The sequence below is a fragment of the Bacillus sp. EB600 genome (assembly GCF_024494385.1).
Classification (GTDB): Bacteria; Bacillota; Bacilli; order Bacillales; family Cytobacillaceae; genus JAEVLT01.
This window is the reverse complement of sequence record NZ_JAEVLT010000008.1, coordinates 123822-135883: the sequence shown is the minus strand read 5'-3', so window position 1 is coordinate 135883 and position 12062 is coordinate 123822. Positions and strand designations below refer to the sequence as shown.

Sequence of the window (12062 nt, the reverse complement as noted above, 5' to 3'; positions counted from 1 at the left end):
TTCTTCTTATCATAGACAGAGTGTATTAGCCTAAAGATTGCCACTTTCGCGCATTTTTTTCTTTTGGCTAAACCCTAGACCCATAATGAGGATGACAGCGATAATGCTGCCGACAGCTCCAATGATACTTTTTTCTGCGATTGCAATACCAATACCTATAATGCTTGCGGCAGAAAGTATCGCATAAATAAGAAAAATCCACTTAACTTGTTTCATATCACGAATCCCCTTTATTGTCCTTATAATTCTTTTTTTTGTAATATTTTGTTGAAATATCAGCTTGAATGCTGTTAATATACATTGTACAATAAAATGCTTTTAGGTTTCTACAATAAAATGTGGTATAATATTTTAGTTGTGAATGGGAGACTAATATTAGGTTATTTTTTTATAGAAAATAAGTAGGAGTGAATTTTTTTGAAATTAAGAGACGATATACGCAATATAGCAATTATAGCTCACGTTGACCACGGTAAAACAACCTTGGTTGATCAGTTGTTAAAGCAAGCTGGAACTTTCCGCTCAAATGAGCATGTTGAAGAACGTGCCATGGATTCAAATGACTTGGAAAGAGAACGAGGGATCACAATTTTAGCAAAAAATACAGCTATTCAATATCAAGACAAAAGGATCAATATTCTCGACACACCAGGACACGCAGACTTTGGCGGTGAAGTTGAGCGGATTATGAAAATGGTTGATGGTGTATTATTGGTTGTTGATGCCTATGAAGGATGTATGCCGCAAACTCGTTTTGTGCTAAAGAAAGCATTGGAACAACGTTTGACTCCAATTGTTGTTGTAAATAAAATAGATAAGGATACTGCACGCCCATTAGAAGTTATCGATGAAGTGCTTGATTTATTTATTGAACTTGGTGCAGAAGAAGATCAGCTTGATTTTCCAGTCATTTATGCTTCTGCTGTTAACGGAACAGCAAGTACAGACCCGGAAAAACAGGATGAAAATATGAAATCATTATACGAGGCAATTATCGAATACATCCCTGCACCAGTCGATAATCGTGAGGAGCCTCTGCAATTCCAGGTGGCCCTTTTAGATTATAATGATTATGTCGGCAGAATTGGGATTGGCCGTGTGTTCCGCGGTAAGATGCATGTTGGTCAGCAGGTTGCTTTAATGAAATTAGATGGTTCTGTGAAACAATTCCGGGTAACAAAAATATTTGGTTTCTTTGGCTTAAAACGTGAGGAGATCGAAGAAGCTTATGCCGGCGATTTAATCGCTGTTTCTGGAATGGAAGACATTAATGTAGGGGAAACTGTATGTCCGACTGAACATCAAGAAGCATTGCCAGTACTAAGAATTGACGAACCTACTTTGCAAATGACATTTTTAGTAAACAACAGTCCATTTGCAGGGAAAGAAGGAAAGTATTTAACATCAAGAAAGATCGAAGAAAGATTACGCGCACAATTGCATACAGATGTAAGCCTAAGGGTTGAAAATACAGATTCTCCGGATGCATGGATTGTATCAGGCCGTGGGGAGCTTCATTTATCAATTTTAATTGAAAATATGCGCCGTGAAGGCTTTGAACTTCAAGTTTCTAAACCAGAAGTTATTGTAAGGATGGTTGATGGAGTACGCTGTGAGCCGATTGAAAGAGTACAAATTGATGTCCCTGAAGAAAACACTGGTGCAATTATGGAATCAATTGGAGCCCGTAAAGGCGAGATGCTTGATATGATTAACAATGGCTCTGGTCAAGTGCGCCTAATCTTTAATGTGCCGGCTCGTGGACTTATCGGTTACACAACAGAATTTATGACCCTTACACGTGGTTATGGAATTCTAAACCATACATTTGACAGCTATCAGCCAATGATTGCAGGGCAAGTTGGGGGTAGACACCAAGGCGTTCTTGTATCAATGGAAACAGGAAAGGCTACCACATATGGGATTATGCAAGTTGAAGACAGAGGAACAATTTTTATTGAACCGGGAACCGAAATTTACGAGGGCATGATTGTTGGAGAAAACAGTCGTGAAAGTGATATTACGGTTAATATTACAAAAATGAAACAACAAACAAACGTTCGTTCTGCTACAAAAGACCAAACGAACGTAATTAAAAGACCTCGGGTTATGACTTTAGAAGAGTCTTTAGAATACTTAAATGATGATGAGTATTGTGAAGTAACTCCTGAGTCAGTACGTCTGCGTAAAAAGATTCTTGATAAAAATGAACGTGAAAAATCGGCTAAAAAGAAAAAAACGGCGCAGATGAGCTAAACAGCTTATCTCCCGGCTTTAGAACCTCGTCAGTGAAGATATGTATACAATGATGTCACAGCCAACATGATAAAAGAGCTGATGGAGAAATTTTTTAAAGGAGGCTTCTTGAAGATATGAATATTACGGAACGACTTTCATTCTTCGCTGCTCTCTATAAAGTTAATGAGCAGCCAAAGGTTGGCATGTGGCTTTTGTATCTTACGATTGTTGTTTTATCGATTATTGTATATAAACTGGGGTTTGCAAAGAAGCTACCCCTTTTTCAATCAATGATTATTTATATCTTTTTGATACTTGGTTGTACAATAATGACATTTTTTGGTATATTTTTGCCAGTTGCTGAGGGTCTGGTCGTAGCTGCGCTTATCTTAATTATTTATAAAATCCGCCTCCATCAATCGAAAAAGCAACAAGCTGATATGAAATAAGGGGGATGAAGTGTGAGGTCACTACAGGATGCACTTTATAATTGGCTCACGATCAAGGTTGTTTGCGATGCACGTCCTGAAGACTCAGCTGCAAAGGAAACAAAAGATCTCTTTGAAAAAGTATTAAGTGAAGATCATGGTGTAGCTGATATCGAAGTGAACAAGGAAGATCCTATGTATTTCGTTTCATATACGATTAAAGGTGAGCAAAAAAAACAACGTTATCCAATTGAATTAATTGACATCATGCTTAACCAAATAAATGAAAACCCTGAAAGATACGAAAATTTCCCAATAGAAGAAGAAAAATAAAAGCAGAAGGCCAAGGGCGCTTCTGCTTTTATTTTTACCAATCATCATTATTAGGGCGTGCACGGTATAGTCGAAAGTTCCCTGTGCTAATTCGTGCATTCGTCCTCTCGCTGATTCTTTCATTACAGGATTCGCACATATATGTATGAATGGGACGGTTTCTCAGCCGCTTCGCTAATAACGATTCATCATTAATCGATTCAATTTTATCGCAAATTACACATTTTACTCTCATAAAACACCCCAAATCTTTCTTCTTACCGAAAAACAAACATGTTTCTTATAGTATATCATGACTATTATCCCAAAGTTAAGTGAATTCCCCTTTCCTAAAAAAAGGAAAGCTAACGCAGATTAACGTTATCTTTTAAAAATGCCGCCATACGTTTTATTTGCTCGATATTGGCTATAGTAGTAATATGATGTTAGCAATTTAATATTAATATGGGGAATATTGGAAGGGTGAGTAATGTGATGGCAAATCAAGTAGAAGAAAAACTAGTCAAGCCACTTTTTGATGAATTACAAAAAGAGCGGTTTGTGACGATCGCTACAGTTGATTTTGAGAAAGGCGGTCCAAATGTCAGTGCGATTTCGTGGGTATTGGCAAAAGACGAAAAGACGATCTACTTTGCAGTTGATAATCGTTCAAGAATTATTCAAAACATTCAACATAATAATTCAGTTGTTATTAATTTAATTGCGAATGAATCTACATATTCGATTCAAGGGTCAGCATCAGTAAAGGAAGAAAAATTAGCTGAAGTTCCATTAAAGCTTGCCTTGGTTGAAATTAAAATAACTGAAGTTCGTGACGTGATGTTTTATGGATCTAAAATTGTTACAGAACCAACCTATGATAAAACTTATGATAAAAATGCCGCTGCTCGGTTGGATAAACAAGTAATGGATGCAATCAAAAAAGCCTAGGTAACTAGGCTTTTTTTTGTAGTAAAAAGTATAAACATTTCGACATAGATAACTAACTGCAGCGCCCAACGACAAGTGAACGTCGCTTAACGGGCTCTTTCGCTTTTCTGATGATTTGATTGTTCTTCTTGTTTTTTATCTAAATTATTTTTTTCATTGGCTGGAAGCTTCTTTTTCTGATCTTCTGTTCCAGTTTTAGGGGTTGGATTTACTAAATTGCCTGGAATCTCAGGCATAAGTCGGCCGGCAACTTCTGCAAGTTCATTCATAATTCCTTGGATCGGCCGTCCTTTTTGAATTTCTGACGATATATTCTTCAATCGTTGGTTTGTATCGGGGTCTGCAACTACAACCGCATTTGCCCCGTGAGGATCTTTTCTTAGGGCTTCAGCAACAGAATACTTGATACTGCCTACCTGTGACCGATCAATTTTAGAATTTACATCAATTCCAACAATGGCATATCTCCCTAAAACAACGGCGGTTGCATCATCTACGTTTGGGACACTTGTTGAAAGTTCAACCAAATTCTTGGAGATTTCTTGCCCTGTTTTTCGGTCCACCTCTTGAATATTACTGTTTTTAACGTTTACCAATTTTTGATTTGTGTTTTTTTGAACATTTTTATCTGTATTGCAGCCGCTTAAAATGAAAAAAACCACTGCAGTTATGAATATTTTTTTCATTTTACATACACCTCCATGATGAAGTACAACTTATTGACTTTATTGTGTGGATTTTCGTCTATCCTTATTCCAATAAACATATATTTTACCAAAGTCCTATCTAGCAAAAGAGTATTATATTAAGAGAAGCGGGAGGCATCGGATTGGGTAAAATTTATGTATTAGATACAAATGTCTTATTACAAGACCCGTATTCCATTTTCTCTTTTGGAGACAACGAAGTCGTAATTCCGGCTGTAGTTCTTGAAGAAGTAGATTCAAAAAAAAGATATATGGATGAAATTGGAAGAAATGCAAGGCATGTGTCTCGATTAATTGATAATTTAAGGGAGTCAGGCAAACTTCATGAAAAAATCACCCTGGAACATGGGGGTTCATTAAGAATCGAATTAAATCATCGATCATTTCATGAACTGCAGGACATATTCGTTGAAAAAACGAACGATAATCGAATTCTTGCAGTCGCAAAGAATTTATACTTAGAGGAACAGACAAAGGAAAATGGAAAAAAGGTAATTCTTGTTAGTAAGGATGCACTCGTTCGTGTAAAAGCAGACGCACTAGGTATGTATGCGGAGGACTTTCTAAGTGATCGGGTTGTAGAGGTTGACCATATTTATACGGGCTTTTTAGAAGTATATCTGTCAGTAGACCTTTTAAATCGGTTTTATGAAAAAGGGGAACTTTCTCTTTCAGAAATAGCCAATCATCCTTTCTATCCACATCAATATTTAGTTATGAAGGATGCATTGGGCGGGTCAGCCTCTGCACTTGGAATGGTAGATAAAACAAGTAAAAAAGTAAAAAGATTAGTCATAAATCAAGAGCATGTCTGGGGTATCAATCCGCGTAATGTGCAGCAAACAATGGCGATTGAGCTATTATTACGCAGGGATATCCCGCTGGTTACTTTAATTGGAAAAGCTGGTACGGGGAAAACATTATTGGCACTCGCATCCGGCCTACTGCAAACAGAGGATCTCCGGGTATACAAAAAGCTGCTTGTCGCAAGGCCAATTGTCCCTGTCGGCAAAGATCTGGGGTATTTACCGGGAGAAAAACAAGAGAAGCTTAGGCCATGGATGCAGCCAATCTACGATAATCTTGAATTTCTTTTTAATACGAAAAAGCCGGGGGAACTTGATGCCATTTTAGCCGGTATGGGCTCAATCGAAGTGGAGGCATTAACATATATCCGCGGCAGGAGTTTGCCGGAGCAGTTTATTATTATTGATGAAGCACAAAATCTAACGAAACATGAGGTAAAAACGATTATTACACGGGTTGGGGAAGGAAGTAAGATTGTATTAATGGGCGACCCTGAACAAATTGACCACCCCTATTTAGATGCATATAACAATGGACTAACCTATGTTGTCGAAAAATTCAAGGACCAAAACGTTTCAGGTCACGTAAAGCTGTTAAAAGGTGAAAGATCTGGACTTGCAAGATTGGCAGCTGACCTTTTATAAGAAAAAAACGGGTGCAAAACTGCACCCGTCTCCTTCGTAAGCGCAAGCACGCAGCGATTCGTATACCCGCTAAACGTGCGCTTGTGCTTTTGGTCTTATCTTACACTTAATGCTCTAACATTTTTAATAGGATTCTCTTGATTTGATCCATCCTTATATAGAATGTGGATAGGTCCATCCTCTTTCAGCGGCTTTCCGTTATCTGAAAACTTGAAGATAAGATCAGATGCGTTTGTAAGTGGCATTTCAACTTCACCATCTGTAGTTTGAATGACAAGCAGTTTAGCATTACTATCAGGCTCTGCGTTAGCCAAGAAGGGCTTAAAAGGAACTCCAAAAGTACCTGTTAAAACTTTTTCCTTTTCATACTTTTTTTCAGTTTTCAAGGTTGGAGGATAAATAGCACCTTCTCTAATTTCTCTATCCCAATGTTTGGAAATAGCTTTTGTGTACTCTTCCAATTCATTTTTTTCTTCATGATCCTCATGGAAGTAGGTAGTTAAATCGATCCGACGATCATCAAAGATCCATACTCCCGGATCAAGGGTAATTGGATACTTTACACTTCCAGTTAATAAAATAATTTCTGACATACTCATTCCCCCGTTCTTAACACAAGTAAAGTATAGCTTTTTTTTTGCTCAATGTCACATTTCCTCATTCGTAAAAATAACTGGTTTAACCTAGGTCTAGCCGAGAGATTGATTTAATTTAATTTCTCAGTAGTTTAAGAATAGCGGTGAATGTTCTTGCAATTTTCATTATTTAACGGTAAAATTTACAGATAAGTTGAATAATCGCTCTGAAATGGGGGGATCAATGTTGGCGTCCGGTATGATTGTGGATCATCAAGAAAAAGCTTTTGCCCTATTACAGGCTGACGCTGAAAAAATTTTAAGACTTATCAAAGTGCAAATGGATAATCTCACGATGCCTCAATGTCCTCTTTATGAAGAGGTGTTGGATACACAAATGTTTGGATTATCTAGAGAGATTGATTTCGCAGCTCGGCTTGGTCTAATTGATATTGAATCCGGTAAAGAGATTTTAGATAAATTAGAAAGAGAACTTTCTGCACTTCATGATGCATCGATAAAAAAATAACAAAAAACTCAAACATCTAATTGTTTGAGTTTTTTGTTAAACGTAAACAAAAGCTATTAGTTTGAATAAATTGAAAGAAAAGTTCCTTTTCCTCAAGAATTCTTAGTGATAATCTTTTATAATAAAATCAATGAGCAAACTTTGAAATGAGGAAGAGATAATGATTAAGAAAATATTGAAATCGTATGATTATTCATTAATAATTTCAATCATACTTTTGTCCATTTTCGGCTTGGTTATGATCTATAGTGCGAGCATGGCTTCCGCAGTTCAAAGATATGGTGTCAGCAGCGATTATTTTTATCAAAAGCAAAAGTTATTTCTGTTTGGAGCAGCCCTATTGTTTCTGTTATTTGCAGCTTTCCCCTATAAAGCAATGAAAAGTAACAAAGTACTAGGCACGATGGTATTTTTATCGTTGTCCGGGTTAGTCGCTCTGTTCATTTTTGGACATGTTGCCGGGAACGCTCAAAGCTGGTTTAAGTTTGGTCCGATCAGTATCCAGCCTTCCGAATTCGTAAAGCTTTGTGTGATTATATACTTAGCAGCTGTTTATGCCAAAAAACAGGACTATATTAATGAATTTAATAATGGTGTAGTGCCGCCATTAGCTTATTTAGTTCTGGCCTGCGGCTTAATTGCAATACAACCAGATTTCGGGACTGCCGGTATTATTGCGATAATTGCCGGAATGATGATTTTATCCTCCGGTATGAATTTTAAAAATTTTGCGAAACTTGTTATAATTGGTATTATAGTGTTATTACCTTTTAGTTTTGCTCTAAAGGGACAAATTTTTTCTGAGAAACGTGTGGATCGTATTTCGGTTTTAAAGGATCCCTTTGCAGTTGAGCAAACCTCTGGTTACCATTTGGCCAATTCATATATTGCGATTGGTTCCGGTGGAGTAAACGGGCTGGGATTGGGGCGTGGTATTGAAAAGCTTGGATATTTACCGGAATCTCATACTGATTTTATTATGGCTGTAATTGCCGAGGAACTTGGAGTATGGGGTGTCGGTTTTGTGATCATATTATTAGGGTACATAGTCCTAAGGGGAATATATGTCGCCTTGCAATGTAAAGATCCATTTGGCAGTTTACTGGCGATTGGAATATCAAGTATGATTGGGATTCAATCCTTTGTTAATCTTGCCGGTGTATCGGGTGTTATTCCGTTGACGGGTGTCCCGCTTCCATTTGTAAGCTATGGCGGATCCTCGTTGATACAATTGGCGATTGCCACTGGTATTCTTGTTAATGTTTCGATGTTTGTTAATTTTGAAAAAAAGTATAAAGATACTCAAGAACAGAAGAGACAAACAGCTAAACAATCAGGAAATATTTTTCAGATTCGCTCTTAGTGCGCGGGCTAATTTATCCTGCGCTTTAAAATTTTTGTGATAGAGGTGCTTCAAATTGACAAGAAAAATTAATAAAGTTCTAGTTGCAAACAGGGGAGAAATAGCAATCCGTGTTTTTCGAGCATGTAATGAATTGCATATTCGTACAGTAGCCATTTATTCTCGAGAGGATTCTGCGTCCTATCATCGTTATAAAGCGGACGAGGCTTATATTGTAGGGGAAGGAAAAAAACCGATTGATGCATACTTGGATATCGAAGGAATTATCGAGATTGCCAAGGAAAGATCAGTTGACGCCATTCACCCCGGATATGGGTTCTTATCTGAAAATATTGATTTTGCAAGACGATGTGAAGAGGAAGGGATTATATTTATCGGTCCTAAATCTGAGCATCTTGATATGTTTGGGGATAAAGTTAAAGCTAGAAAACAAGCTGAGATTGCTCGAATCCCAGTTATTCCAGGCAGTGACGGTCCAATAATGAATTGGCAAGAAGCGAAAACGTTTGGAGAACAAGTTGGTTTTCCAGTGATGATTAAAGCTTCTCTAGGCGGCGGAGGCCGTGGTATGAGGGCTGTTAAAGGACCTGAAGACGTGCAGGAGGCATTCGAGCGCGCTAGCTCTGAAGCTAAAGCTGCATTTGGCAATGATGAGGTCTATGTAGAAAAACTAATCGAAAATCCAAAGCATATCGAAGTACAAATTATTGGTGACCAACATGGACAAATTGTCCATTTATTTGAAAGGGATTGTTCCGTCCAACGTCGTCATCAAAAGGTAGTTGAGGTTGCTCCATGCGTATCCATTTCCGCTGAGCTACGGGAAAAAATATGTGATGCAGCTGTTAAGTTAATGAAAAATGTTAATTATGTAAATGCCGGAACAGTTGAATTTCTTGTTTCAGGTGAGGAGTTCTACTTTATTGAGGTAAATCCGCGTGTTCAGGTTGAGCATACGATTACTGAAATGATTACAGGTATTGATATTGTTCAGACTCAACTGTTAATCGCCGAGGGCCATGATTTGCACGGAGCAACTGTTGGGATACCAGAACAGTCAAAAATCCAATCAATGGGTTTTGCGATCCAATGTCGTGTTACTACTGAAGACCCATTGAACAATTTTATGCCTGATACTGGAAAAATCATGGCTTATCGTTCTGGAGGAGGATTTGGTGTTAGGCTCGATGCGGGTAATGCTTTTACAGGAAGTGTCATCACACCCTATTATGATTCCTTACTTGTGAAGTTATCCACATTTGCCTTGAACTTTGAACAGGCAGCCGCAAAAATGCTTCGTAATTTGCGTGAATTTAGAATTAGGGGAATTAAAACAAATATTCCATTCCTTGAGAATGTTGTTAAACATCAAAAGTTTATTACAGGTGAGTATGATACTTCGTTTATTGATTCAACACCTGAACTTTTCATGTTTCCAGTCAAAAAAGACCGTGGCACGAAAATGCTTAATTATATCGGAAACGTAACAGTAAACGGATTTCCTGGGATTGAGAAGAAAAAGCGTCCAGTGTTTTCAACACCAAGAGCTCCAAAGCTAAAATACGATGTCAACTATCAAGATGGAACGAAGCAAATTTTGACCGAAAAGGGTGCAGATGGCCTCGTTCAGTGGATAAAAGATCAGAAGCAAGTATTATTAACAGATACCACCTTCAGGGATGCACATCAGTCCTTGCTGGCTACCCGGGTTCGCACAAAGGATTTTGAACGTATTGCTGAGCCTACAGCAAAATTACTTCCTAATTTATTCTCTGTTGAGATGTGGGGCGGGGCAACCTTTGATGTCGCCTACCGTTTCTTAAAAGAGGATCCATGGGATCGTTTGCTAAGCCTTCGCGAGAAAATGCCTAATGTTTTATTGCAAATGCTGTTTAGAGGTGCAAATGCGGTCGGCTATAAGAACTATCCGGATAATGTAATTAGAGATTTTATTGAGAAATCCGCTTATTCCGGTATTGACGTTTTCCGTATTTTTGATAGCTTAAACTGGGTAAAAGGAATGGAAGTAGCGATTGATGCCGTTCGTCAATCAGGAAAAATTGCGGAGGCAGCGATTTGTTATACCGGTGATATTTTGGATCCATCCAGAGATAAATATAATTTAAACTATTATAAAACGCTGGGGAAAGAATTAGAAGCGCAGGGTGCCCATATTTTAGCGATTAAAGATATGGCAGGGCTCCTGAAACCTGAGGCTGCATATCAGCTTGTTTCTGAACTGAAAGATGCAGTTGACATCCCGGTTCATCTCCATACTCACGACACGAGCGGCAACGGTATTTTTACTTATGCCAGAGCCATTGAGGCTGGAGTTGACATTGTCGATGTAGCCGTAAGTTCTATGGCTGGATTAACCTCGCAGCCAAGTGCAAACTCGCTCTATTATGCGCTGGTAGGAAATGAGCGGAGACCTGACGTGAAAATTGATGCGCTCGAACAACTTTCTCATTATTGGGAAGATGTCCGCGAATATTACCGTGATTTCGAGAGTGGAATGAAGGCTCCACATACTGAAGTTTATCAGCATGAAATGCCGGGCGGACAATACAGCAATCTTCAGGTGCAGGCAAAAGCAGTCGGACTTGGCGAGCGCTGGGATGAAGTGAAAAAGATGTATGCCCGGGTTAACCAAATGTTCGGGGATATTGTAAAAGTAACTCCTTCTTCAAAAGTTGTCGGGGATATGGCTCTCTTTATGGTACAGAATGAATTAACAGAGGAAGAGGTTTTAAGACGGGGGAATACGCTTGATTTTCCTGACTCTGTTGTTGAATTATTCCAAGGATACCTAGGCCAGCCATATGGAGGATTTCCAGAAGAGCTTCAAAAGGTTATTTTAAAAGATAGAAAGCCATTGGAAGTAAGACCAGGGGAATTACTCGAACCAGTGGATTTCAAGGCTATTAGAGATGAACTTTTTAATGAACTTGGAAGACCGGTTACAGGCTTTGAAGTAATAGCTTATGCGTTATATCCAAAGGTGTATATGGAATATACAAAAACGGTTGATTTGTATGGAAACCTATCCGTTCTTGACACTCCTACATTCTTATATGGAATGCGTTTAGGGGAAGAAATTGAAATTGAAATTGAAACAGGAAAAACGCTCATGGTTAAGCTTGTTTCTGTCGGTCATCCGCAAGCAGATGGGACAAGGGTTGTTTACTTCGAGTTAAATGGACAGCCTCGTGAAGTGGTTATTAAAGATGAAAGCATTAAATCAACAGTTGCGGCGCGGGTTAAAGCAGATCCGAAAAATGCAAATCATATTGGTGCTTCGATGCCAGGAACAGTATTGAAAGTTCTTGTCCAAAAAGGTGAAAAGGTTGTTCGTGGTGATCATTTAATGATTACTGAGGCAATGAAAATGGAAACAACTGTCCAAGCTCCATTTACTGGGGTTGTCAAGGATCTCTATGTAGTAAATGGGGATGCAATCCAGACAGGCGATTTATTAATCGAACTCTCAGAAGCATAAGAGTATGTG

The 12062-nt window shown here is 38.3% G+C and carries 12 protein-coding genes; 8 read left to right on the top strand and 4 right to left on the bottom strand.

Going from position 1 to position 12062, the window contains the following annotated elements:
- Positions 1–30 precede the first annotated feature (30 nt).
- The gene (locus JN080_RS11180; RefSeq protein ID WP_256236075.1) at positions 31–216 is read right to left on the bottom strand and encodes a YlaF family protein; all 186 of its coding nucleotides are present in this window, start codon (positions 214–216) and stop codon (positions 31–33) included.
- Positions 217–417: 201 nt separating this feature from the next.
- Between JN080_RS11180 and typA the strand changes: the two genes are divergently transcribed.
- The 3 genes from typA (at position 418) to JN080_RS11165 (ending at position 2999) form a co-directional block, all read left to right on the top strand.
- A complete protein-coding gene (gene typA, locus JN080_RS11175; protein ID WP_256236074.1) occupies positions 418–2256 on the top strand; it encodes a translational GTPase TypA in 1839 nt (612 codons plus the stop codon).
- Between the two features lie 116 nt (positions 2257–2372).
- A complete protein-coding gene (locus JN080_RS11170) occupies positions 2373–2687 on the top strand; it encodes a YlaH-like family protein (RefSeq protein WP_256236073.1) in 315 nt (104 codons plus the stop codon).
- 12 nt (positions 2688–2699) lie between these two features.
- Entirely contained in the window at positions 2700–2999 is a 300-nt protein-coding gene (locus tag JN080_RS11165; RefSeq protein ID WP_256236072.1) for a hypothetical protein, read from the top strand.
- 34 nt (positions 3000–3033) lie between these two features.
- Here the strand turns inward: JN080_RS11165 and JN080_RS11160 are convergent, their stop codons facing one another.
- Positions 3034–3234, bottom strand: coding sequence for a YlaI family protein (locus tag JN080_RS11160; protein ID WP_256236071.1), 201 nt, complete (start codon positions 3232–3234; stop codon positions 3034–3036).
- Positions 3235–3473: 239 nt separating this feature from the next.
- On the opposite strand from JN080_RS11160, the gene JN080_RS11155 reads away from it, so the two are divergent.
- Positions 3474–3929, top strand: a complete 456-nt coding sequence (locus JN080_RS11155) for a pyridoxamine 5'-phosphate oxidase family protein (RefSeq protein ID WP_256236070.1) — start codon at positions 3474–3476, stop codon at positions 3927–3929.
- An 86-nt stretch (positions 3930–4015) separates the two neighbouring features.
- Here JN080_RS11155 and JN080_RS11150 read toward each other — a convergent pair whose 3' ends face one another.
- Positions 4016–4615: a YhcN/YlaJ family sporulation lipoprotein gene (locus JN080_RS11150; RefSeq protein ID WP_256236069.1), complete on the bottom strand. Its 600-nt coding sequence runs from the start codon at positions 4613–4615 to the stop codon at positions 4016–4018.
- A 143-nt stretch (positions 4616–4758) separates the two neighbouring features.
- Between JN080_RS11150 and JN080_RS11145 the strand changes: the two genes are divergently transcribed.
- A complete protein-coding gene (locus tag JN080_RS11145; RefSeq protein WP_256236068.1) occupies positions 4759–6087 on the top strand; it encodes a PhoH family protein in 1329 nt (442 codons plus the stop codon).
- 95 nt (positions 6088–6182) lie between these two features.
- On the opposite strand, the gene JN080_RS11140 is transcribed toward JN080_RS11145, so the two are convergent.
- The gene (locus JN080_RS11140) at positions 6183–6680 is read right to left on the bottom strand and encodes a peptidyl-prolyl cis-trans isomerase (RefSeq protein ID WP_256236067.1); all 498 of its coding nucleotides are present in this window, start codon (positions 6678–6680) and stop codon (positions 6183–6185) included.
- A 229-nt stretch (positions 6681–6909) separates the two neighbouring features.
- On the opposite strand from JN080_RS11140, the gene JN080_RS11135 reads away from it, so the two are divergent.
- The 3 genes from JN080_RS11135 (at position 6910) to pyc (ending at position 12053) form a co-directional block, all read left to right on the top strand.
- The gene (locus tag JN080_RS11135; RefSeq protein WP_256236155.1) at positions 6910–7191 is read left to right on the top strand and encodes an Fpa/YlaN family protein; all 282 of its coding nucleotides are present in this window, start codon (positions 6910–6912) and stop codon (positions 7189–7191) included.
- Between the two features lie 160 nt (positions 7192–7351).
- The gene (locus JN080_RS11130; protein WP_256236066.1) at positions 7352–8554 is read left to right on the top strand and encodes an FtsW/RodA/SpoVE family cell cycle protein; all 1203 of its coding nucleotides are present in this window, start codon (positions 7352–7354) and stop codon (positions 8552–8554) included.
- A 55-nt stretch (positions 8555–8609) separates the two neighbouring features.
- Positions 8610–12053: a pyruvate carboxylase gene (gene pyc, locus JN080_RS11125; protein WP_256236065.1), complete on the top strand. Its 3444-nt coding sequence runs from the start codon at positions 8610–8612 to the stop codon at positions 12051–12053.
- The last annotated feature ends 9 nt before the right edge of the window (positions 12054–12062 follow it).